This window comes from Niveispirillum sp. (genome assembly GCF_052437035.1).
Classification (GTDB): domain Bacteria; phylum Pseudomonadota; class Alphaproteobacteria; order Azospirillales; family Azospirillaceae; genus Niveispirillum.
Genome location: NZ_JBQVOH010000006.1, coordinates 1 through 23166 on the forward strand (window position 1 = coordinate 1; position 23166 = coordinate 23166).

24 protein-coding genes are annotated in these 23166 nt (G+C 64.5%); 15 read left to right on the forward strand and 9 right to left on the reverse strand.

What is annotated here, in order from left to right:
• The 4 genes from ACT6Q8_RS15570 to ACT6Q8_RS15585 form a co-directional block, all read left to right on the forward strand.
• Window positions 1-372 (forward strand): kynureninase/PvdN C-terminal domain-containing protein (locus tag ACT6Q8_RS15570; protein WP_444739398.1); only part of this gene is annotated, 372 nt, incomplete at its 5' end.
• Window positions 373-484: 112 nt separating this feature from the next.
• Window positions 485-1321: a hypothetical protein gene (locus ACT6Q8_RS15575; RefSeq protein ID WP_054169884.1), complete on the forward strand. Its 837-nt coding sequence runs from the start codon at window positions 485-487 to the stop codon at window positions 1319-1321.
• A gap of 89 nt (window positions 1322-1410) precedes the next feature.
• A complete protein-coding gene (locus ACT6Q8_RS15580) occupies window positions 1411-2409 on the forward strand; it encodes an MBL fold metallo-hydrolase (RefSeq protein WP_444732916.1) in 999 nt (332 codons plus the stop codon).
• 60 nt (window positions 2410-2469) lie between these two features.
• On the forward strand, window positions 2470-3249 hold the full coding sequence (locus tag ACT6Q8_RS15585) for a class II aldolase/adducin family protein (RefSeq protein WP_444732917.1): 780 nt from the start codon (window positions 2470-2472) through the stop codon (window positions 3247-3249).
• A gap of 158 nt (window positions 3250-3407) precedes the next feature.
• On the opposite strand, the gene ACT6Q8_RS15590 is transcribed toward ACT6Q8_RS15585, so the two are convergent.
• From ACT6Q8_RS15590 to ACT6Q8_RS15605, 4 genes are read right to left on the reverse strand one after another with little or no spacing between them, the layout of a single operon-like run.
• Window positions 3408-3779: a phosphate acetyltransferase gene (locus ACT6Q8_RS15590; RefSeq protein ID WP_054168384.1), complete on the reverse strand. Its 372-nt coding sequence runs from the start codon at window positions 3777-3779 to the stop codon at window positions 3408-3410.
• Window positions 3776-4156 (reverse strand): MaoC family dehydratase, encoded by a 381-nt coding sequence (locus tag ACT6Q8_RS15595; protein WP_054168385.1) that lies wholly within the window; start codon window positions 4154-4156, stop codon window positions 3776-3778. Before ACT6Q8_RS15595 ends, ACT6Q8_RS15590 begins: the two co-directional genes overlap by 4 nt.
• Before the next feature lie 10 nt (window positions 4157-4166).
• Window positions 4167-5657 carry an acyl-CoA synthetase gene (locus ACT6Q8_RS15600; RefSeq protein WP_156344629.1) on the reverse strand — a complete coding sequence of 497 codons (1491 nt, stop codon included), beginning with the start codon at window positions 5655-5657 and terminating at the stop codon, window positions 4167-4169.
• Entirely contained in the window at window positions 5654-6283 is a 630-nt protein-coding gene (locus ACT6Q8_RS15605) for a TetR/AcrR family transcriptional regulator (protein ID WP_054168386.1), read from the reverse strand. Before ACT6Q8_RS15605 ends, ACT6Q8_RS15600 begins: the two co-directional genes overlap by 4 nt.
• A gap of 190 nt (window positions 6284-6473) precedes the next feature.
• Here ACT6Q8_RS15605 and ACT6Q8_RS15610 point away from each other — a divergent pair, with 190 nt between their 5' ends.
• The 3 genes from ACT6Q8_RS15610 (at window position 6474) to ACT6Q8_RS15620 (ending at window position 11011) form a co-directional block, all read left to right on the forward strand.
• On the forward strand, window positions 6474-7355 hold the full coding sequence (locus ACT6Q8_RS15610; RefSeq protein WP_054168387.1) for an alpha/beta fold hydrolase: 882 nt from the start codon (window positions 6474-6476) through the stop codon (window positions 7353-7355).
• Between the two features lie 17 nt (window positions 7356-7372).
• Entirely contained in the window at window positions 7373-9595 is a 2223-nt protein-coding gene (locus tag ACT6Q8_RS15615) for a TonB-dependent receptor (RefSeq protein ID WP_444732918.1), read from the forward strand.
• A 135-nt stretch (window positions 9596-9730) separates the two neighbouring features.
• Entirely contained in the window at window positions 9731-11011 is a 1281-nt protein-coding gene (locus ACT6Q8_RS15620) for a spinster family MFS transporter (RefSeq protein ID WP_054168389.1), read from the forward strand.
• Window positions 11012-11017: 6 nt separating this feature from the next.
• Here ACT6Q8_RS15620 and ACT6Q8_RS15625 read toward each other — a convergent pair whose 3' ends face one another.
• The 3 genes from ACT6Q8_RS15625 to ACT6Q8_RS15635 are packed head-to-tail and all read right to left on the reverse strand — an operon-like array spanning window position 11018 to window position 12967.
• Complete coding sequence (locus ACT6Q8_RS15625) at window positions 11018-11650, reverse strand: glutathione S-transferase N-terminal domain-containing protein (protein WP_444732919.1); 633 nt, start codon at window positions 11648-11650, stop codon at window positions 11018-11020.
• A gap of 19 nt (window positions 11651-11669) precedes the next feature.
• Window positions 11670-12563, reverse strand: coding sequence for a pirin family protein (locus ACT6Q8_RS15630; RefSeq protein WP_054168391.1), 894 nt, complete (start codon window positions 12561-12563; stop codon window positions 11670-11672).
• 5 nt (window positions 12564-12568) lie between these two features.
• The gene (locus ACT6Q8_RS15635; RefSeq protein ID WP_054168429.1) at window positions 12569-12967 is read right to left on the reverse strand and encodes an acyl-CoA thioesterase; all 399 of its coding nucleotides are present in this window, start codon (window positions 12965-12967) and stop codon (window positions 12569-12571) included.
• A 197-nt stretch (window positions 12968-13164) separates the two neighbouring features.
• On the opposite strand from ACT6Q8_RS15635, the gene cysE reads away from it, so the two are divergent.
• Window positions 13165-14004: a serine O-acetyltransferase gene (gene cysE / locus ACT6Q8_RS15640; RefSeq protein WP_054168392.1), complete on the forward strand. Its 840-nt coding sequence runs from the start codon at window positions 13165-13167 to the stop codon at window positions 14002-14004.
• Window positions 14005-14056: 52 nt separating this feature from the next.
• Here cysE and ACT6Q8_RS15645 read toward each other — a convergent pair whose 3' ends face one another.
• Window positions 14057-14830, reverse strand: coding sequence for a ferredoxin--NADP reductase (locus tag ACT6Q8_RS15645; protein WP_054168393.1), 774 nt, complete (start codon window positions 14828-14830; stop codon window positions 14057-14059).
• Between the two features lie 337 nt (window positions 14831-15167).
• Between ACT6Q8_RS15645 and cysG the strand changes: the two genes are divergently transcribed.
• Genes cysG through cysC form a run of 7 tightly spaced genes read left to right on the forward strand, consistent with a single transcriptional unit; the run spans window position 15168 to window position 22646 of the window.
• Entirely contained in the window at window positions 15168-16574 is a 1407-nt protein-coding gene (cysG, locus tag ACT6Q8_RS15650; RefSeq protein WP_444732920.1) for a siroheme synthase CysG, read from the forward strand.
• A 19-nt stretch (window positions 16575-16593) separates the two neighbouring features.
• Window positions 16594-16917 carry a DUF2849 domain-containing protein gene (locus ACT6Q8_RS15655; protein WP_444732921.1) on the forward strand — a complete coding sequence of 108 codons (324 nt, stop codon included), beginning with the start codon at window positions 16594-16596 and terminating at the stop codon, window positions 16915-16917.
• 37 nt (window positions 16918-16954) lie between these two features.
• Window positions 16955-18673 carry a nitrite/sulfite reductase gene (locus ACT6Q8_RS15660; RefSeq protein WP_444732922.1) on the forward strand — a complete coding sequence of 573 codons (1719 nt, stop codon included), beginning with the start codon at window positions 16955-16957 and terminating at the stop codon, window positions 18671-18673.
• A complete protein-coding gene (locus tag ACT6Q8_RS15665) occupies window positions 18660-19169 on the forward strand; it encodes a DUF934 domain-containing protein (RefSeq protein ID WP_444732923.1) in 510 nt (169 codons plus the stop codon). Before ACT6Q8_RS15660 ends, ACT6Q8_RS15665 begins: the two co-directional genes overlap by 14 nt.
• Complete coding sequence (locus ACT6Q8_RS15670; protein ID WP_444732924.1) at window positions 19166-19891, forward strand: phosphoadenylyl-sulfate reductase; 726 nt, start codon at window positions 19166-19168, stop codon at window positions 19889-19891. The genes ACT6Q8_RS15665 and ACT6Q8_RS15670 overlap by 4 nt, the downstream gene beginning before the upstream one ends.
• A complete protein-coding gene (gene cysD / locus ACT6Q8_RS15675) occupies window positions 19891-20706 on the forward strand; it encodes a sulfate adenylyltransferase subunit CysD (protein ID WP_102115058.1) in 816 nt (271 codons plus the stop codon). Before ACT6Q8_RS15670 ends, cysD begins: the two co-directional genes overlap by 1 nt.
• Before the next feature lie 20 nt (window positions 20707-20726).
• Window positions 20727-22646 carry an adenylyl-sulfate kinase gene (gene cysC / locus ACT6Q8_RS15680; RefSeq protein ID WP_444732925.1) on the forward strand — a complete coding sequence of 640 codons (1920 nt, stop codon included), beginning with the start codon at window positions 20727-20729 and terminating at the stop codon, window positions 22644-22646.
• 56 nt (window positions 22647-22702) lie between these two features.
• Here the strand turns inward: cysC and ACT6Q8_RS15685 are convergent, their stop codons facing one another.
• On the reverse strand, window positions 22703-23158 hold the full coding sequence (locus ACT6Q8_RS15685) for a hypothetical protein (protein ID WP_156344630.1): 456 nt from the start codon (window positions 23156-23158) through the stop codon (window positions 22703-22705).
• Between the last annotated feature and the right edge of the window lie 8 nt (window positions 23159-23166).

Here is a 23166-nt window from a genome sequence, read left to right on the forward strand (position 1 = left end):
GGCATCGATCTGGCCGTGCGCGCCGACAAGCATCTGGCCTGGGCCAAGGCGCGGACCATGGGCGATCTGTTCATCGCGCTGGTGGAGGAAAAGCTGGGGTCGGACATGTTCCGCCTGGACAGCCCGCGCGACGGCAGCCTTCGCGGCGGCCATGTGGCGCTGGCACATCCCCAGGGCTATCCGATTATGAAAGCCCTGATTGAGGCCGGCGTCATCGGTGACTTCCGCGCCCCCGACACGCTGCGCTTTGGCTTCTCCCCGCTCTACCTGCGTTACACCGACGTGGCCGACGCGGTGGACATCCTGGCCGATATCATGGCGCGCGGCGTCTGGCGGGACGAACGGTTCCAGGCCAAGGATGCCGTGACCTGACCGGCCTGCCATAGGCCTCACAACACCCTTCACGTGTACGCACTCATTGCCCGATCCACCCATTACGGTTATCAGTTATAGCCATAAGGGCTTAACACCGGCGGGGGATGTCATGTCGCGGATCTGGCTGTGGCGGGCGTGTGTGGTGGGCGTGGCATTGGCGCTGCCCGTGGCGGGGGCGATGGCCCAGGTGGATGGCAGCGGGGCTGCCACCGGAGCGGCAGCGATGCCGCAGATTGCCACCATGGCGGGCGGCAGCAATATCTATGACGCTTCCGTTGCGGCCCTGACCAAACTGGCCATGATCGCGGTGATCCTGGAACAGGCCCTGGCCCTGATCTTCGACTGGAAGCCGTTCCGGGAGACCTTTGACCGGTCGGCGGTGAAGCCCATCGTCAGCTTCCTGTTCGCCGCCGGCATCGTGCATGAATTCGGCCTGGACGTGGTCGCCACCCTGATCAAGGCCTATGGCGGTGATCAGGACGGCATCGGCATCGTATCAAAGCTGGTAACGGCCCTGGTCCTGGCCGGCGGCAGCGGCGGCATCAACCGCATCCTGCAGCGCATGGGGGTTCGCAGCAATCTGAACCTGAAGGATGACAACGCGCCACCGCCGACCAATGCCTTTGTCTCGGTGGTGCCCATGCCGAAATCGGCCAATTGCGACATTGCCTGCGTCACCGTCGTCGGCATCGACAGCACGGGCAGCAGCCATTCATTGGGCACCGTGGCCGGCCCCAGCGTGGGCCGCGACCCCACCGGCTGGCGCGCCTTTTTTCTTCAGGAAAAGGGCCGTTTCCCCACCGATGGCGGCTTTGCCCTGACGCCCGGCCAGTGGTCGATCCGCCTGGACGCCACCGACAGCAGCGGCACCGTCAGCAGCAGCACCATCTGGGGTCCCTATCAACTGGACGCCGGCGCCCAGATCGATCTGACGATCAAGGTGTGAATCCCGTCCGCCCCCTGTCCGTTTCCGGCCTTGCACCCACATCATGCCTCATGTCCAATGCCGGAAACAAAAACGGGTGGGGAACAAAAATGAACTCATGCGACTGCAACCGCCGGGGTTTCTTCGGGCATGCTTTCGGATGCGGTGCCTGGGTTGCCGTGGCGCTGGCCGCTGGCACCACACAGGCACGTCAGGCACAGGCCCGCACCCTGGCCGACCCCGTCACCACCACCCCCTTCGCGCGCATTGAGAAGATTGCCGACGGCGTCTGGGCCGTGGTCAGCACGCCGTTCGGGGCCGATGGCGGGCGCGGCGACCGCACCACCCTGTCCAATGGCGGCATCATCGCGGGCCGGGATGCCGTGCTGGTGGTGGAGGGGTTCTTCACCCCCGCCGGCGGCCAATGGCTGTCGGATCAGGCGCTGGCCCTGACGGGTCGCCGCCCCACCCATGTCGTCGCCACCCATTACCATCTGGACCATGTCGGCGGTCTGGCGGGGTTCCGGCAGGGGGCCGACGGACCGGAACTGCTGATGACGGCGCGCACCGGCGCGCTTTCCGCCGAACGCAACGCCCTGGCCAAACCCACCGACGGCAACCCCTTCCCCAAGGCCCCGCCCATCCTTCTGCCCACCTCGATCCTGCCAGAGGGCGAGGCCAAGCTGGACCTGGGCGGGCGCATCGTGCGCCTGATCGCCCGCACCGGCCATACCGACAGCGACGTGACCGTGGAACTGGATGATCCGCGCGTGATTTTCGGTGGCGACCTGCTGTGGAACGGCATTTTCCCCAATTATGTCGACGCCGATCCGCTGAAGCTCTCAACCGCCGTCACGGCCCTGCTGTCCGACGGCACCGCCACCATCGTGCCGGGCCACGGCCCCCTGTCCGATGCCGCCGACCTGTCGGGTTACAAGGGCGTATTGGACGCGGTGGAGGCGGCGGCGCGGCGCGCCCATACCGCCGGCATGGCCATGGAGGATGCCGCCAGGGCATTCACCCTGCCGGCCAGCCTGGGCGCCTGGACCTTGTTCAATCCCGGCTTTTACACCAATGCCTTCAAGGCCTGGTACCGCGTGTTGGGGTAAAGACAGGCGGGCAAAACCGCGCTACACTCCATCCAAACAAGCGTTTGAATGGGGAGTGCGATGACACAGAGCATGGCGATTGCCGGGGCCGCCGGCGCCGGTGCGGCGGTTAAGGATGAGGCGGCGATCCGCCGTGATCTGGCGGCGGCCTACCGGCTGACGGCACTTTACGGCTGGGACGATCTGGTCTTCACCCATATCTCCGCCCGCCTGCCCGGACCCGATCATCACTTCCTGATCAACCCCTATGGCATGCTGTTTGAGGAGATCACCGCCTCCTCCCTGGTCCGCATCGACATGCACGGGAACAAGCTGGATGACAGCCCCTATCCTGTGAACCCCGCCGGCTTCACCATCCATTCGGCGGTGCATGAGGTGCGGGACGATGCCGGCTGTGTCATGCATCTGCACACGCCCGACGGCACCGCCGTCGCCACCCTGGCCGAGGGGCTGCTGCCCCTGAATCAAACGGCACAGCTGGTCCTGGCCGACCTTGCCTATCATGATTATGAAGGCGTCGCTCTGGACCATGCCGAAAAGCCGCGCTTGCAGGCCGATCTGGGGACCAAATCCACCATGCTGCTGCGCAACCACGGCACCTTGACGGTGGGGGCAACCGTGGCAGAGGCGTTCACCCGCATGTATTTCCTGGAGCGGGCCTGCACCATGCAGGTGCGCACCCTGTCCATGGCCGGGCGCGTCCTTTACGACACCGACGCCGGCGTGATCGACAAGAACATGGCGCTGGGCCGCATGGCCGTGGCCCCTGCCGCCAACCACCTGATCTGGCCGGCATTGCTGCGCAAGCTGGACCGGGTGTCTCCGGGGTATCGGGATTGACAGGGGTACCCTCACCCTCCCACCCGCTGACGCGGGCGGGCCCCTCCCTCTCCCGCAAGCGGGCGAGGGGCGAAATTCAAGCCCCTCGCCCACGAACGTGGGAGAGGGAGGGGCCCAAGCCGGACGGCTTGGGAGGGTGAGGGCAAGCACTCCGCCTCTCACCACCCCTTATCCGCCACATCCTCCACATAGACCAGCGCCCGCCCCTCGGCCAGCAGCACCCCGTCCGGCCCGTGACAGGTCGTCTCCAGATCGACCAGATGCTTATCCGCCCGGATGCGCGTCACGGCCACGCGCGCCGTCAGCTCCCCGCCCAGCGGCACCGGCTTCAGGAACCTTGTCTGCTGCTTCAGGTAATTGGTCCCCGGCCCCGGCACCTTGACGCCCAGCAGGTAGGAGAACAAGGCCCCCACCAGCGGTTCCGGCACCTCCGCCTCTGGCATCTCCGCCCCGCCCAGCGCCCGGTAATCGGCCACATCCTGCGCCGTGAAGGTCCGCTTCACCACGGCCTCATCGCCCAGCCGGATCATGCCGCCGCTCCCATCTCAAACATGCCTTCACAGGTCACCACGCCGTCGGCCACCCGCTCCGCCTTTACGGCCACCTGCGCGACGCCATCGGCCTCCTCCACCAGCTCGGCAGAAAAGCGCATCATTTCCCCCGTATAGGTCGGGGCCGGAAAGCGCACATCCTTGGAAACCTGCCGGCTTCCGGGCCGCACCTGCCCCGCCAGCCCGCGCAGAATGGAACACAGGAACAACCCATGCGCCACCGTCCGCCCAAACCGTGTGCGGGATGAGAAATCGGGATCGACATGGATGGGATTGTCATCACCCGACAGGCGAGCGAACAGGTCGAACTCCGCCTGCGTCAGGCTGCGATCGATACTGATATGGGTGGGGGGCATGGGGCCTCGATCAGTGCTGGAGACGATGTTTCTGCACCTTCCCCGCCGCCGTGCGCGGGAAGTCGGTGACCATGACAAAGCTTTTCGGCACCTTGAAGGGCGCCAGCCTTTCGCGGCAGAAAAGGGTCAGTTCATCCGTCGCTGGCATCGTCTGGCCAGGGCGGGGCAGGATATGGGCGCACCCGACCTCCCCCCATTTCTCGTCCGGCACACCCACCACGGCGGCTTCTAGGATGGCAGGGTGCTGCGACAGCACATTCTCCACCTCCGCCGGATAGACATTCTCCCCGCCGGAAATGTACATCTCCTTGATGCGCCCGACGACATAATAGAACCCATCCGCGTCACAGCGGGCCAGATCGCCGGATTTCAGCCAGCCATCGGCGGAGAATGCCGCCGCCGTCGCTTCCGGACGGTTCCAGTATCCGGGCGTAATGCCCGGCCCGCCGAACCACAGCTCCCCCGCCTCACCCGGCTTCACATCCACCCCGTCCGGCCCCACGATGCGTACGCCGGACAGGACCTGCGGCTTGCCCACCGACCCGATTTTTTCGGCGACCCGGTTGGGGTCCATGATGAAGGCGGTGGGGCCCGTCTCCGTCATGCCCATACCGTTGCACACGCGCACACCGCGTTCCAGGAAGCGCTGCACCAGCTGGTCCGACAGCGGCGCCCCGCCGCAGCCCCAGGACCGCAGCCTTGTCAAATCCACCGACGCGAAGCGCGGATGCAGCGACAGCATCTGATAGATGGCGGGCACGCCGAAAATCGCATCCACCCGCCCCGCCGCCACCAGATCCAGCATCACATCGACATCGAACCCCGGCATGATCAGCACCCGCCCGCCGATGATCAGGGTCGGCAGCGTGTGCAGATTGATGCCCGCCGTATGGAAAAGTGGCAGGAAATTCAAGGTCGTGTCGCGCGCCGTCAGGCCGATGGGCTGCGAGATGTTGATATAGTTCACCATGGCCATGGTGAAGGTATAGATCACGGCCTTGGGCGTGCCCGTCGTACCCGACGTGTACAGCAGGTACCAGATGCCATCCGCCGGCCAGAGCCGCCGCCCGGCATGGGCAGATGTCGCGTCCCGCCGCTGCGCATAATCGGCATCCAGCCCGACCCGCAGGGGCACATCGCCCGACAGGTCCGCCGCGACGCCCGCATCCTCATCGCCAAAGAACAGCACGCGCGGGGCGCTGTCGGTCAGCAGGGGCCGGATTTCCGCCGCCGGCATGCGCCAGTTCAGCGGCACCAGAATGGCCCCCATCTTGGCGCAGGCGAACAGCATCTCGAAGAACTCGATGCGGTTGCGGCACAGGATGGCGACGCGGTCCCCCTCAGCCACGCCCAGCGACAGCAGCAGACCCGCCGCCCGCGCCGCGCGTTCATCCAGGCCCGCATAGGTGACGGTGCGGCCCGTCGCCACCTCCTCCATGGCGATGTCGCTGCCCGCCAGTTCGGCCCGCTTGGCGGTAATGTCGAAGATGCAGGGGATCACATCCCACCTCCCCCGCGCGCCAGGGGCGACAGGCCGAAGGTGATCAGTTCTGCCGCCGCATCGGCCACTTCCTTGGCGCTCTTGTCGCTGCTCCACACGGCGTAACGCATACCCAGAAACACGCTCATCCCGATCAGGGCCCAGGCGCGCTCCTCCTCATGCCCCGGCCTGATCTCGCCCTTTTCGGCGGCCTGGGCCAGGTTGCGGGTATAGGCGGCAGCGAAGACCTTGTAATAATTCAGATAGGCATCCTCAGCGACGAACTGCGCCTCCATGACGATGCGGTACAGGTCCTTGTGCTCGCGCACGAACTCGATGAACGCCTCCAGACCCAACCGTTCCGCCGTCAGACGGTCGACATTGCCCGGCACCCGCTCGGCGATGTGCTGGCGCGTCAGATGGCCCATATCATCGACCAGGGCGCGGAACACCTGCTCCTTGCTGTCGAAGTAAGTGTAGAAGGTGCCCAAGGCGGCACCTGCCCGCTGCGTGATCCCGCTGATCGACGCCTCGTGATACCCGCGCTCCCCGAACTCCGCCGCCGCCGCGTCCAGCAGCTTGCGCAATGTCCGCTTGCCCCTTTCGGTGCGCGGGGCCTTGGACGTTGCCGTCTCTTCGCCGCCCATGATTTCCTCCCTGGCTGCAACTTGAATATTGACTCAGGTTTCGATTTGCCGCAAGCATGGGGGCAAGCCGGACGGAAGATCGACCAATCGATCTCCATCAACCCCAACCTTCCACGACCAGCGCAATCGGTCCAGGGCGGGATAACGAACACCGGCACGGGATGGAAGCTTCAAGGGGGTAGACCGGCGCATGCCGTATCTGGTCACCAGCGATCAGGCGAAAATCGCCTATGATGATGTGGGGCACGGGCGGCCGCTGTTGCTGGTCCATGGCTGGGCCACGCATGCCGGTTTCTTCCGCCCGCAGGTCGAAGGCCTGTCGCAAAGCTTCCGCATCATCAGCATCGATCTGCGCGGCCATGGCCGCTCGCGGGCGGCAGATGGTGATCTTTCCATTGATCTTCTGGCCCGCGATATCGTGGAACTGGCCAACCATCTGGACCTGAATGACCTGCTGGTCGTGGGCTGGTCGATGGGGGCCATGGTGCTGTGGCGCGCCCTGCTGGACGGGCTGTCGTCGCGCGTGGCCGGCATGATCTCCATCGACATGGCGCCCCGCGTCATCAATGGCGATGGCTGGGATTTAGGCCTGCGCGGCAGTTCGGCAGCCAAATCGGCACGGCAGAGCCAGGCCGCCATGGTCGCCAACTGGCCCGCCGTCGGCCCACGTGTTGCCGCCCGCATCTTCGCCGAAGGTCTGGATGTGGAACAGGCCATCCTGCGCCGCTGGGCAGAGACGGAGGTGGCGGACAGCGACCCCGTGGCGATGGCCCGGCTCTGGACCTCGCTGACGGCGCAGGATTTCCGCCCCCTGCTGCCCGGCATTTCCGTGCCCGTCCTGGTGACGCACGGAAAATTGTCGCGGCTTTATTCCCAGGATACGGCCCAGGCGCTGGCAGCGCTGCTGGCCCATGCCATCACCATCGGGTTCGACCGGTCGGGCCATGCCCCGCATCTGGAAGAACCCGACCTGTTCAACAGCACGCTGACCCGTTTCGCCGCCACCCTGCCCCCGCCGGGTGGTGCGAATGCAACCGGCGCCGGGCGGGATGAACCCGCCGGCGCTCAATGAGAATGAAAGGGAGAACCATGAAGACGTCGTTCGGTAAATCCTCCATCACCGCCCTGCTTTGCGCCGGCACGGCCCTGACCAGCCTGGCTTCCCTGCCCGCCCTGGCACAGCAGGCCCCGGCCCAGGAAACCGCCAGCGAAAGCATCCTGGGTGAGATCGTCGTGACGGCGCGGCGCCGCGCGGAAAGCCTGCAGGACGTGCCCGTCTCGATCTCGGCCTTCACCGCCGAGCAGTTGGAAAATGCCGGCACGCAGGACATCACCGCGCTGACCAAGACCACGCCGAACCTGACCATGCAGGTGGCGCGCGGTTCCAACTCCACCCTGATCGCCTTCATCCGCGGCGTGGGTCAGCAGGACCCGCTCTGGGGCTTTGAACCCGGCGTGGGCCTTTATGTCGACGATGTCTATGTGGCCCGCCCGCAGGGTGCCGTGCTCGACATTTTCGACATCGAACGGATCGAGGTTCTGCGCGGTCCGCAGGGTACGCTCTATGGCCGCAACACCATTGGCGGTGCCGTCAAATATGTGACCAAGAAGATCGACGACGAACCGCACATGAAGGCCAAGGTCCAGGTCGGCTCCTATAAGCAGACCGACCTGATCCTGTCCGGTTCCGCCCCGGTTACCGAAACGGTCGGCGTCTCGGGTGCCGTGGCCCTGTACCGCCGCGACGGCTTCGGCAAGAACCTGACCACGGGTCAGGAACATTACAACAAGGACGTGTCCGCTGGCCGCCTGTCGGTGGAATTCAAGCCGAACGAGGATCTGTTCATCCGCGTTGCCGCCGACAAGACGGTGGATGACAGCAATCCCCGCCATGGCTACCGCCTGTTCGCCACCCCGACCGTCCCGGTCCTGGACAGTGTCTATGACACGCGCGCCGGCCTGACCGGAAAGCAGAAGGTGAAGAACCAGGGCGTGTCCGGCACCATCGAGTACAACGTCAATGACAGCGTGACGGTGAAGTCCATCACCGCCTATCGCGATGGCCGCTCCGACACCGTCATCGACTTCGACAATCTGCCCGCCAAGATCCTCGACATCCCCGCCTATTACGAGGATGACCAGTTCAGCGAGGAATTGCAGCTGGTGTATGAAGGCGACCGCTTGAAGGGCGTCGCCGGCCTTTATTACATGGATGCCCATGCCGAGGGTGCGTTCGACACGATCCTGGCGCTGGCTAACCTGACCACGCTGACCTCCGGCTCGGTCGATACCAAGTCCTATGCGGCCTTTGCCGACTTCACCTATGAGCTGACCGATCAGGTCAAGGCCTCGGTCGGCGCGCGCTACACCTCGGACAAGAAGACGGGCACCGTCTACCGCGTGAACTATGCCGGCCTGACCAGCCCGCTGTTCGGCGGGGCGGCGCGCAACCCGACCTTGATCCGCTCCAACTACACCAACCAGCGCACCTTTGACGAATTCACGCCCCGCGTCAGCCTGACCTATGAACCGACCCGCGACTTCACGCTCTATGCCTCCTATGGCCGGGGCTTCAAGTCGGGCGGGTTCGACATGCGCGGTGACGTGATCTCCACGCCGGACACGGCCAATGGCTACGATCCCGAACTGGTGGACACGTACGAGGTCGGGTCCAAGTCCCGCTTCTGGGACGGCCGCGCCACCTTGAACCTGGCCGCCTTCTATTCCGACTATAAGGGCCAGCAGGTGACGACCCAGGTCCCGTCGGGCACCACCGTGGTCAGCTTCGTGGACAATGTCGGCTCCTCTACCATCAAGGGCCTGGAAGCCGAAGGCCTGCTGGCCATCACCGATGAACTGACGGCCAATTTCGCCATCGGTTACATCGACGCGGAATTCAACAAGTTCCTGCGCTACAACCTGACCAGCAAGGTTTACGACAATATCGCCAACACCGCCGTGTTCCAGAACACGCCGAAATGGACGGCGAATTTCGGCCTGACCTATGCTCATGACATGGGCGACGCTGGCACCTTGACCCTGACCGGCAATGCCGCCCACCGCAGCGCCTTCTCGCTGTTCGAATTCCCGAACCCGCTCCTGGATCAGGATGGCTACACGCTCTACGACCTGTCCGCCGTCTGGACCGCCGCCAGCGACAATTGGTCGGTCGGCCTGCATGGCAAAAACCTGGGCAACAAGAAGTACCGCGTCGGCGGCTACAACTTCCCCGGTGCCCTGTTCGGCGACAGCATCATCGGCTATTACGGCGCGCCCCGCACCGTGACCGCCACGGTGGAGTACCGGTTCTAAGCGATGTTGGGGTGGTGCCCCGGCGCCACCCCTCTCGCCTTGGAACGGCATTCATGTGACTATCTCCCTGCCTGGCGCCGCGTCTCCCCCGGGGGACACGGCCCTTCTTTCCCAAGACTTTCATAAGGGATCGTGATGAACAGCGACGCGACCGTGGGCCGCCAAGGCGGCAATGCCTATCGCACCTATGTGCTGGTCGTCCTGATCCTGGTCTATATCTTCAATTTCATCGACCGGCAGATCCTGGGCATCCTGGCGCCGTCGATCAAAGCCGAACTGAACCTGACCGACAGCGATCTGGGATGGCTGGGCGGCTGGGCCTTTGCGCTGTTCTACACCGCCATGGGCGTGCCCATTGCCATGCTGGCCGACCGGTTCAGCCGGACCTGGATCATCACCGTCTCGCTGGCGGTGTGGAGCGGTTTTACCGCCCTGTGCGGTGCCGCCACCAGCTTCTGGCAGTTGTTCCTCTGCCGGCTTGGCGTCGGCGTGGGAGAGGCGGGGGGCGTGGCGCCTGCCTATTCGCTGATCGCCGATTACTTCCCGCCCAAGGAACGGGCCCGTGCGCTGGCGGCCTATAGTTTCGGCATCCCCATCGGCATGTCGCTGGGCATCCTGTTCGGCGGCTTGATCGCGCATCAAATCGGCTGGCGCTGGGCCTTCATCATCTGCGGCCTCACCGGTCTGGCCCTGGCCCCGCTGCTGAAGCTTACGGTGAAGGAACCGGCGCGCGGCGGCCTTGACGCGGCGCAGGCCAAGCCGCAACCCGCCAGCCTGAAGGCTGTTCTCTCCACCCTGTCGGGCAAGCTTTCTTTCTGGCTGCTGGCCTTCGGCGCGTCTTTCTCCTCCGTCATGGGCTATGGGCTGGCCTTCTGGCTGCCCTCCTTCTTCCAGCGCAGCCACGACATGTCGCTGGTCGACCGCAGCCTGTTCTTCTCGGCCATCGTCTTCATCGGCGGGCTGATCGGGGTCTGGCTGGGTGGGTCGCTTGGCGACCGGCTGGGGGCAGGCAACAAGGCGAACTATGCGCGCGTCCCGGCCACGGCCTTCCTGATCTCCCTGCCCTTCTTCTTCGGGGCCGTGAATACCGGCTCGCCCGTCCTGATGTTCTTCCTGTTCGTGGTGCCGCAGGCGCTGGCCCTGATGTGGCTAGGCCCCACCTTGTCGGCGGTGCAGCATCTGGTGCCCGCCAACATGCGCGCCACGGCGTCTGCTATCTTCCTGTTCATCAATAATCTGATCGGGATCGGCTTCGGCACCTGGTTCCTGGGCAAGCTGTCGGACATTCTGCGCGCCGGATACGGGGATGAAAGCCTGCGCTACTCCATCCTCTACTGCCTCAGCTTCTACGCCCTGGCCGCCATCCTGTTCTTCCTGGCGTCACGGCGCCTGGACCGGGACTGGCATCGGGAATAAGACCCCTCACGCCACCCCATTCTCCCCAAACTCCCGGAATCCAGGCCGTTCACGCAGCCGCGCCCACCAATCCTCCACCGCCGGCAGATGCGGCCGCTCGATCGGCGTCATCTTCCAGCGGTTGGTGGACAGGCCCAGGACGATATCGGCCAGCGTGAAGCCCAGTCCCGCCACATAGGCGCCGGTCTTCGCCAACTGCCCTTCCAATATCCCCATCTGCCGGTTCCATCCGGCCACACCCGCCGCAATGGCATCGGGATCGGCAAAGGCCGGGCTCTTGCGGACCAGCGCCATGAAGGCATAACGCCAGGCTTGGTTCAGTTCCGTGGCCTGCCAGTCCATCCACATTTCCACCCGCGCTCGCGCCAGCGGCTCCACGGGCAGCAGATCCGCCCTGCCCGCGTCGGCTGCCAGCCAGCGGCAGATGCTGTTGCTCTCCCACAGATAGCCGTCGGCGACCTGCACCACCGGCACCTGCGCATTGGGGTTCATGGCGCGGAAATCGTCGGTATCCACGGGCTGGAAGCCGCTGCCCCAATCTTCGCGCACGAAATCCCGCCCAACCTCCCGACAGGTCCACAGAACCTTGCGGACATTGATGGAGGATGCCTTGCCCAGGACACGCAACGCTTCAATCATTTCGAACCCGTATCAATTATCATTCCGGAAGCGGAATGAACTCTGTCTCGCCGGGAACCATCGGGAACTTGCCATTCCGCCAGTCGGATTTCGCATCCTCGATCCGTTCCTTAGAGGAAGAGACGAAGTTCCAATAGATATAGCGCGGGCCGTCCATCGGCTCCCCACCCAGCAGCAGCAGGCGCGTATTGCACTCGGCATGGACCGTCAGGGCGTCGCCCTCACGCAGGACCAGCAACTGCCCCTGCCCACCCTCTGCCGTGAACACATCGCCGGCAATATTGATCCGCCCGTCGAACAGATAAAGGGCGCGTTCGGGATGGCTGGCCGGGATTTCCACTTTGGCCCCGGCATCCAGCAGCATCTCCATATAGATGGTCTCGGAAAGGGTACGGACGGGCGATGCCTCCCCGAACAGCTCGCCCGCGATCAGGCGCATCCAGACGCCATGGTCGCTGATGATGGGCAGGCTGTCGGCTGGATAATGGCTGAACCCCGGCTCAATCTCCTCAAACCGCTGCGGCAGGGCGATCCAGCTCTGGATACCGGCGAGATGGTTGCCATTGGCCCGCAGCCCCGCCTCAGTGCGTTCGGAATGCACGATGCCCTTGCCGGCCGTCATCCAGTTGATGGCGCCGGGCCGGATGGCCTGCACGCTGCCCACGCTGTCGCGATGCATGATCTCGCCCTCCGTCAGATAGGTGACGGTGGACAGGCCGATATGCGGGTGCGGGCGGACATCCAGGCCGGTACCGGCGGGGAAGTATCCCGGCCCCATCTGATCCCAGAAGATGAAGGGGCCGACCATGCGGCGCTTGGCGCTGGGCAGGGCGCGGCGCACCTCGAACCCGCCCACATCATGGCTTTTGGGAACGATGATCAGGTCAATGGGGCTGCTGGTCGGTAGGGTCATGGTTCCTACTCCTGGGTATCGGCGGGTGGGATGGCGCGCGGGCGCCCATTCTCGTCGATGGCGACAAAGGTGAACAGGGCCTCCGTCACCTTGAACCGGGCCTCGTCAAACCGCGACCGGCGCCAGGCCTCGACATGGATTTTCATCGACGTGCGGCCAATATGCTCGATGATGGCGTAAAGGCTGACCTCGTCCCCCACCGACACGGGCCGGTGAAAGACCATGCCATCGACGGCGACGGTGGCGCAGCGCCCGCGTGCCCGCCTTGCGGCGGCATTGCCGGCGGCCAGGTCCATCTGGGCCATCAACCAGCCGCCGAAGATATCGCCCGCTGGGTTGGTATCGGCCGGCATGGCGATGGTCCGCACCGCCGGTTCGATGGGACAGCCGTCGCTGGACCGCATCACCTCATCCCCCATCACGCCCCCCGGAATTTCTTTTGGAAAACAGGATGATGCACGGCAACGCCGCCCCTGTCGACCGCCGCCACGCGCAGGCCAGCGTACCACCCATGCCGCAAACGCCCCACAATCTCCCTTGCCACGCCCCCGTGCTATGATCAAATAGCCGTTAAGATTTGCCCTTTGTTTCGAGGCAGCCCATGTCCGCGCGTGTCGCCCCTGTTTCCCAGACGCTTGCCAATCTGGACCCGATCTGGGCCGCCCTGCGGAATGAGGCGGCGCAGGCCGTGGCCGACGAACCGTTGCTGGCCGCCCTGTTCTATGGCGCCATCCTGAACCAGCCGTCGCTGGAAATGGCCATCATCCACCGTATCGCCACTCGTCTGGCGCATCAGGATGTGCAGGGCGAGCTGCTGGTGCAGGCCTTCACCGATGCTCTGAACGCCGAGCCGGAGATGGGCCAGGATTTCCGCGCCGATGTCGCCGCCGTGCTGGACCGCGACCCCGCCTGCCACCGGCATATTGAGCCGGTTCTGTATTTCAAGGGCTTCCAGGCCCTGGAAACCCACCGCATGGCCCACCGGCTCTGGCATCTGGGCCGGCGCGACATGGCGCTCTATCTGCAAAGCCGTTCATCGGTGATCTTCGGCGTCGATATCCACCCCAATGCCCGGTTCGGGCGCGGCGTCATGATCGACCATGCCACCGGCGTGGTGGTGGGCGAAACGGCGGTCGTGGGCGACAATGTCTCCATGCTGCACGGGGTCAACCTGGGCGGCAATGGCAAGGAGGATGGCGACCGCCATCCCAAGATCGGGTCGGGCGTGCTGCTGGGTGCCAATGCCAAGGTGCTGGGCAATATCCATGTCGGCGACTGCGCCCGCGTCGCCGCCGGCTCCGTTGTCCTGCGCGACGTGCCGCGCGCCGTGACCGTGGCGGGCGTACCCGCCAAGATCGTGGGCGAAGCCGGCTGCTCCAACCCCGCCCGCGTCATGGACCATGTCTTTGCCGACTATATGAACGCCGGCGCGGATATTTGAGGGGGATTACCCCAAAACCAAACCGGGGCACCCTTGGGCGCCCCGGTCTTCCTCACTTCTCCACAAACGCCTTTTCAATCACGTAATTGCCCGGCGTGTGCCCGGCCCCTTCCGTGAAGCCGCGTTCCTTCAGCAGTTCCACCGTCTCGGCCAGAACGTCCGGCCCGCCGCAGATCATGGCAACGTCGTTGGCCGGGTCCAGCGGGGCGGCCTTGATATCCTCAAACAGCTTGTGGTTCCGGATCAGGTCGGTGATACGGCCCTGGTTGCGGAACGGCTCGCGCGTCACGGTCGGGTAATAGGTCAGCTTGGCGGCCACATCCTCGCCCAGGAACTCGTCATTGGGCAGGTCGTTGGTGATGTAGTCATGATAGGCCAGTTCACCCACGGTGCGGCAGGTATGGGTCAGGATCAGGCGGTCATATTTGGCATAGACCTCAGGGTCCCGGATGATGCTCATGAACGGGGCCAGGCCCGTGCCGGTGGAGAACATGTACAGGTTCTTGGCCGGGACCAGGGAGCTGGTCACCAGCGTGCCCACCGACTTGCGGCCATGGATCACCGTGTCGCCCACCTGGATATGCTGCAACCGGCTGGTCAGGGGACCGTTCGGCACCTTGATCGACAGGAATTCCAGATGTTCGGCATAATTGGGCGAGACGATGGAATAGGCGCGGGTCAGCGGCTTGCCATCCACCGTCAGGCCGATCATGACAAAGTGGCCGTTTTCGAAGCGGAAGGCGGGCTCGCGTTCGCAGGTGAAGCTGAACAGCGTGTCGGTCCAATGATGGACGGACAGCACCTTGCTTTCGATGAACGCGCTCATATCCAACTTCCTTCGTCACAGGCGACCGGCAGCAGAGTCCCGGCCATGATTCCGCATTGCCACGACAGCTAATGTACATAGGCTGTGCGTTCAACCGGGTATTTCACACCCAAGCGCTCTATCGGCGCATGGCTGCCGTGTACACCCCCGATAAGTGCCTTTAACACCTACTTTACCTATCCACCCATGTCATTGATAAATATCAAAATTTTCCCATAGATTTAATCCCTATATTTAACCTAGGAATATTGGAGAAATAATATTTCACCTCGACACGCCGTAAAAACGGGATCAAATCTCCCTCATTCCGCAGGTGCGGTAGGTGTGGAGCTGAGCGATGGCTTTGCGTGGATTTCCGGTGTCATTGCCTTTGGAAGGGCAGAAGGTTCTGGTGGTGGGCGGCGGCGAACTGGCTCTGCGCAAGGCGCGGCTGGTGGCCAAGGCCGGTTGCCGCCTGACCGTCATCGCCACAGAAATCCATCCCGACCTCGCCAAACTGGCCGATAATCTGATCCTGCGGGATTTCACACCAAATGATGTGGAAGATCACCGGATCATTTTCGCCGCCACCGACGTGGAAGAGATCGACCGCGCCGTGGCCGATGCCGCGAACAAGGCCGGCATCCTGGTCAACGTGCCCGACAAGCCGGCACTGTCCAGCTTCATCATGCCGGCCATCATCGACCGGGAACCGATCACCATCGCCATATCCTCCGGTGGCGCAAGCCCCGTGCTGGTCCGCCGCCTGCGCGAGCGGCTGGAGGCAGCGCTGGAACCCGGCCTGGGCCGGCTGACGACCCTGCTGGACAGTTTCCGCACCGCCGTGAAGGCCACACGCGAGGGCGAAACCAACCGCCGCCGCTTCTGGGAGGCGGTGATCGACGGCCCCGTGGCACGCGACTTCCTGGCAGGCCGCGAACAGGCCGCCCGTGAAGCGCTGCTGGCCGCCGTCAACAACCCCGATTACGGACAGGCCAGGACCGGCACCGTCGCCCTGGTCGGCGCCGGCCCCGGCGACCCGGACCTTTTGACCCTGCGCGCCCTGCGGGTGCTGCAGGATGCCGATCTGGTCGTGCATGACAAGCTGGTGGACGAGCGGATCATGGACTATGTCCGCCGCGACGCCCGCCGCATCTATGTCGGCAAGTCCAAGTCGCATCACACGATGAGCCAGGAAGCCATCAACCAGTTGCTGGTGGCAGAGGCCAAGGCCGGCCACCGCGTGGTCCGCTTGAAGGGTGGCGACCCGTTCCTGTTCGGACGTGGTGGCGAAGAAATGCAGGCCCTGCGCGCCGCCAACATCCCCGTCGAAATCGTTCCCGGCATCACGGCGGCGCTCGGCTGCGGTGCTTCCACGGCCATCCCCGTCACCCACCGCGACCATGCCGCCGGCGTCACCTTCGTGACGGGCCATGGCAAGGATGGGGAACCGGACCTGGACTGGCAGGCTTTGGCCCGCCTGCGCCATACGCTGGTGGTCTATATGGGTCTGTCAGCGGCGGAAACCATCGCCCGCCGCCTGACGGAGGCCGGGATGCCGGCCGACACACCCGCTGCCCTGATCGAAAAGGGCACGCGACCGGATCAGAAGCTGATCACAGGCACCCTTGCCAATCTGGCATCGCTGGCGGCGGCGCATGGGCTGGTGGGGCCGGCGATCATCATCATCGGCGATGTCGTCCGTCTGGCCGACCCCGCCCTTATCACCACGCTGGTGCCCGATCACCTGCGCGAAGCCGTTTGAGACAGGGAAGACCGTAGAGATGTTGGTCAAAGCCAAGGGAACCGAGCAATCCGTCGCCGCCAGCCGTCTTCTGGACGGGGAGGCCGTATGGCTGGGCGCCGGCAACATTTGGGTTGAGGATGTGGCCCTTGCGGCCGTGTTCGACGGGGCCGACGCCATTGCCGAGGCGCTTGCCTTCGCCAAGGCAGAGGAAAAGCGCCAGATCGTGGTCGATGTCTATCCGCTGGATGTGGAGATGACCGAGGCCGGCACCCGCCCCACCCACCTGCGTGAGCGTTTGAAGGGCATCGGCCCCACCGTGCGCCGCGACCTGGGCAAGCAGGCCCGCCAGCCCGCCGCCTGACCCCATTCGAATGACAGAGAAGACAGGCCAAACCCCCATGCCTGATACGCACAGCCCCGCCCTCCGCAGCAATCAGCCGGCCGACGCCCACGCCGCCGTCTATCGCTATGACGAGTTCGACAAGACCTTCATCTTCGAGCGGGTGGAGCAGTTCCGCGCCCAGGTCGAACGCCGCCTGAAGGGTGAGATCACGGAAGAAGAGTTCAAGCCCATCCGGCTGATGAACGGCCTCTACCTGCAGCTTCACGCCTATATGCTGCGCGTGGCCGTGCCCTACGGCATGCTGTCTTCCACCCAGGTCCGGCGTCTGGCCCGCATCGCGCGCGTCTATGACAAGGGCTACGGCCATTTCACGACGCGCCAGAACATTCAGTTCAACTGGCCCAAGCTGGAGGATGTGCCCACCATCCTGCGCGAACTGGCTGAAGTGGACATGCATGCCATCCAGACCAGCGGCAACTGCATCCGCAACGTGACCACGGATCAGTTCTGCGGTGCCGCGGCGGACGAGCTGGTGGATCCCCGCGTCTATGCGGAGATCCTGCGGCAATGGTCCACCATGCACCCGGAATTCACCTATCTGCCGCGCAAGTTCAAGATTGCCATCACGGGCAGCCCGAACGACCGCGCCGCTGTCCAGGTGCATGATATCGGCCTGATCGCCAAAAAGGACGAAACGACGGGCCGCGTCGGCTTCACCGTCTATGTCGGCGGTGGCCAGGGCCGCACCCCCTATCTGGCCGTCAAGGCGCGCGACTTCGTGCCCGTGGAAGAGATCATCGGTTATCTCGAAGCCATCCTGCGCGTCTATAATCAGCTGGGACGGCGCGACAATATCTATAAGGCGCGCATCAAGATCACCGTGAACGAGATGGGGGCTGACAAGTTCATCGGCCTGATCGAAGAGGAATATGCCCGCCTGCCGCGGCAGAAATTCCATGTCGATCCCGCCATCGTAGATGCGATCCAGACCCATTTCGCACCCCCGCCCTGGGTCGACCTGCCCGCCATCTCCGACAGCTTCGAGGCCGCAAAGGCCGCCGACCCGGCCTTTGCCCGCTGGACCCGCACCAACCTGACGGAACACAAGACGCGCGGTTACACCATCGCCACCATCAGCCTGAAGCCCATCGGCGGCATTCCCGGCGATGCCGAGGCCGACCAGCTGGAAACCGTCGCCGATCTGGCCGACCTCTACAGCTTTGGCGAAGTCCGCGTGACCCATGAACAGAACCTTGTTCTGGCCCATGTCCGTCAGGATGATCTTTACGCCCTGTGGAAGGCGCTGGATGCCGCCGGCCTCGGCACCGCCAATGCCGGCCTGATCAGCGACATCATCGCCTGCCCCGGCCTGGATTACTGCGCACTGGCCAATACCCGCGCCATCCCGGTGGCACAGCGTATCGCCGAACGGTTCGCCGATCTGGACCGACAGCATGATCTGGGTGAGCTGAAGATCAAGATCAGCGGCTGTATCAATGCCTGCGGCCATCACCATGTCGGCCATATCGGCATTCTGGGCGTGGACAAGAAGGGCGAGGAGTTCTTCCAGATCCTGCTGGGCGGCGATGCCGGCACCAATGCGGCGCTCGGCGAGATCGTCGGTCCTGGCTTCGACTATGACGGCATCATCGATGCGGTCGAGACGGTGGTGAACACTTTCGTGAAGCTGCGCCAGCCCGGCGAGATTTTCATTCAGACGCTGGCCCGTACCGGCCACGCCCCGTTCAAGGAGGCTCTCTATGCCCGTGCTTGATCGTGGTCTGCCCATCGACGACCGCTGGACCGACCTTGCCGATGACCAGGACATCCCCGCCGAGGGGGCGGTCATCGTCTCCCTGGAACGCTGGCGCAACGAACGCGACGCACTGACCGCCCGGCGCGATGCCGTCGGCGTGCGGCTGAAATCCAATCAGCTGGCTACCGAGATCGCGGATGATCTGGGTTCCCTGTCGCTGGTGGCCCTGGAATTCCCGAAATTCCGCGATGGCCGCGCCTTCTCTGCGGCGCGCGAGTTGCGGGAACGGTTCGACTATAAGGGCGAGATCAGGGCCTTCGGCCATATCATCCCCGACCAGTACCTGTTCCTGACCCGCGTGGGCGTGGATACGGTGGTGGTGCCTGCCGACCGTGTCGGCCCCGCCTGGGCACATGCGCTGAAAGAAATCTCGGTGGCGTTCCAGCCGGCGCTTGGCCGGGAGGAAGGCGTCTCCCTGCTGCGCCGGCACCTGAAAGGCACGGTCCCGGCATGATCACCGACCTTCAGGCCCGCGCCCGCGACCTGAATGCCCGTTACGGTCATCTGGAAGGGGTGGAGCTTCTTCAGCCCCTGATTGAGACGGAGTTCAAGGGTCAACTGGCGCTGGTTTCCTCCTTTGGCACGGAAAGTGCGGTGCTGCTGCATATGGTGGCACAGATTGACCGCGACCTGCCCGTGCTGTTCGTGAACACGCGCAAGCTGTTTGGCGAGACGCTGCGCTACAAGCGCAAGCTTGTCGAAATACTGGGCCTGACCGGCCTGCGTGAGCTGTCGCCCACCACCGAGGCGGAGGAGGCCAACGACAAGGACGGCCTGCTCTGGCGCACCAGCAACACGGCCTGCTGTGATTTCCGCAAGGTGCAGGTGCTGGATGCCGGTCTGGCGCCGTTTGGCGCCTGGATCACGGGGCGCAAGCGTTATCAGGCCACGACCCGCATCGAACTGCCCTTGTTCGAAGCGGCTGAGGGCAAGATCAAGATCAACCCGCTGGCCGGCTATACCCGTGCCGACGTGGAATCCTATCTCGACCGACACGGTTTGCCGCGTCACCCGCTGGAAGAGGATGGTTACCTCTCCGTGGGCTGTATGCCGTGCACTGACCGTGTCGCACCGGGCGAAGACATTAGAGCAGGCCGCTGGCGCGGTCAGGAAAAGACGGAATGCGGGATCCACCTGCCGCTTTCGTCCGCAACAAATCTGGTGGGAGCCTCCTGATGAGCAGCACCGATCAACATCTCGACCATCTCGACCAGTTGGAAGCCCAGAGCATCTATATCCTGCGCGAGGCGCGCGTGCGCCTGAAGCGTCTGGGTCTGCTCTGGTCACTGGGCAAGGACAGCAACGTCCTGATCTGGCTGTGCCGCAAGGCGTTCATGGGCGAACTGCCGTTCCCCGTGGCGCATCTGGATACCGGCCTGGAATTCCCGGAAAGCTACGAGTTCCGCAACCGGTATGCCGAAGAATGGGGCCTCAACCTGATCAAGGATGAGTGCCCGCCGATCGAGATGACGGACCCGACCCTGCCGCCGGGCACCCGCATCGCGGCCCGCAAGTCACTGGGTCTGGCCGCCGCGCTGGAGAAGTATCAGTTCGACGGGCTGATCACCGGTATCCGCCGCGATGAACAGGCCACCCGCGCCAAGGAACGCATCTTCAGCCCGCGTGGCCTGGATGGTGCCTGGCAGGCAGCGCACCAGCCGCCCGAATTCTGGGACCAGTACACGATTGAGCGCCACCCCGGCACCCATACCCGCGTGCATCCGCTGCTGGCCTGGACCGAGGTTGATGTCTGGCGCTACATCAAGCGGGAGGAAATCCCCCTGGTGCCGCTCTATTTCGCCAAGGATGGCAAGCGTTTCCGCTCGCTGGGCGAAATCGGCATCACCTTCCCGGTGGACAGCAATGCCAGCACCATCGACGAGATCATCGACGAACTGGAAACCACGCGCACGCCCGAACGCGCCGGCCGGTCCATGGACCATGAGGCCGAAGATGCGTTCGAGCGCCTGCGTGCGACTGGTTACCTCTAAGAATACGGGTAAAGAAGATCATGGCGAACGCCGCATTGCGGGCTGATATCAAACCGGCCCCGGCTCTGTCCCCGAAAAAGGCCCCCCTGGCCCCCTATCCAATCGTCATTGTCGGCCATGTCGATCACGGCAAGTCGACCCTGATTGGTCGCCTGCTGCACGACACGGACAGCCTGCCCGAAGGCCGTCTGGCGGAGCTGAAGAAGGTCTCCGAACAGCGCGGCCTGCATATGGAATGGTCGTTCCTGCTGGACGCGCTGCAGATCGAGCGGGACCAGGGCATCACGCTGGACACCACGCGCATCTGGTTCAAGACGGCCAAGCGCCCCTATGTCATCATCGATGCGCCGGGCCACCGTGAATTCCTGCGCAACATGGTCACCGGAGCCGCCGCCGCCGATGCCGCCGTTCTGGTCACCGATGCCGAACGCGGCATCTCCGAACAGACGCGCCGCCACGCCTATCTCCTGTCGCTGCTGGGCGTGCGCAAGGTGATCGTGGCCGTCAACAAGATGGATCTGGTCGATCACGCCGAAGACGCCTGGAAGGGTGTGGCCGGCGATGTCAGCGACTATCTGCAAAAGCTGGGGATCGAGCCGCTTTACGTCATCCCGCTGTCGGCCCGCCATGGCGACAATATCGCCGCGCGCTCGGACAAGATGGCCTGGTATCGTGGCCCCACCCTGCTGGAAGCGCTCGACCTCCTGACCCCCACCGCCGCCCGGACCGAGGCGCTGCTGCGCTTCCCCATTCAGGATGTGTACCGCAAGGGCGACACCCGTCTGGCCGTGGGCCGGATCGAGACGGGCCGCCTGAAGGTCGGCGACAAGGTCGAAATCGCGCCCACCGGACAGCCCGCCACGGTCGCCAGCATTGATGCCGGCAAGGGTCCGGTGTCTGAGGCGCGGGCCGGGCAATCGGTCGCCGTCTCCTTCATCGAAGACGCCGCGCTCAACCGCGGGCAGGTCATTGCGCCCGCCGGCCACATGCCGCACATCGCCACCACCATCCGCGTCCGCGCCTTCTGGCTGGACCCGGAAAGCCTGACGGCGGGCAGCCGCATCACCCTGCGCCTGACCACGTCTGAACACCCGGTGGTGGTGGAGAAGTTCGAGCGTCTGGTGGATGTCGAACACCTGACCGATGGCGAAGGCTCCGAACTGGGCCAGGGCGGCATCGCGGAGATCGTGCTGCGTTCTTCCGCCCCCATCGCGTTTGACCATGCCGCCGACCTGCCCATCACGGGCCGCGCCGGTCTGGCGCGCGGTGGCCGCATTGTCGGTGGCTGCATTCTGCTGGGGGCGGCGACCAACGTCACCGTCGCCGGCCCCGTCACCGCCGTCAACAGCTCCGTCGACCGTGACGCGTTTGAAGCGCGCAACGGCCATCGCGGCGGTGTCGTTTGGCTGACCGGCCTGTCGGGTGCGGGCAAGTCCACACTCTCCATGGGCACGCAACGCCGTCTGTTTGATGATGGCTGGCGTGTGACCGTGCTGGATGGCGACAATCTGCGCAAGGGTCTGAACAAGGACCTGGGCTTCACGCCCGCCGAACGGCTGGAAAATGTCCGCCGCGTGGCAGAGGTGGCAAAGCTGATGGCGGAGACGGGCACCGTGGTGCTGGTCAGCTTGATCTCCCCCACCACCGAACTGCGCGATCTGGCCCGCTCCATCATCGGTGACGGGTTCCATGAAGTCTGGGTGAAGGCGGACGTCGCCACCTGTGCCGCCCGCGACCCCAAGGGTCTCTACGCGGCGGCCCAGGCCGGTAAGATCCAGCAATTCACCGGCGTCTCGGCCCCGTTTGAGACCCCGGTGAACCCGGAACTGGTGCTGGACACGTCCGAAATGGACATCACCACCGGCACCGAACTGCTGATCGCCCATATCCGCCGCCACCTGGCCCTCAGCCAGGCCGACGGTCACGCGGTCGGGATTTGATCCTGCTGTGAACGAGAAAGGCCCGCACCGGGAAACCGGCGCGGGCCTTTTTTGCATTAGTAGCCGACCTTACCCAAATCCTTCCACGCCACGACCTCATCCACCAGGACAAGGCCGGCAGAGGCGCCGAAATGACCGTATCCCTCAAGGGGCGGGCGGTTCATGCCCTTGGCCTTCCGCGCGATGATCGTGAATTGATAGGCATGCCCCCGCGCCGGCACAAACCCCGCCGGCTTCACCGTCTGATCATCCATGCTCAGCCAGACACGCGATCTCACCGTTCGCGCCTTCGCCAGATCATCCACACCTTCGTGAAAGACCGAGCCTTCGAACTGGTTGATCCAGATGCCGTTCAGCGTTTCCGGCTCCCGCAGCTCAACGCATTTGCGGTCGCCGATATAGACCAGGACCCGCGTGGTGCCGTGAACCTCCGGCACGAAGCAATTCTCCGGTGCCGCCGATGCCGGCAGGGCAGCCACGGCCAGCAACAGGCCCGATACCGCAAGCCGCATCACATCCC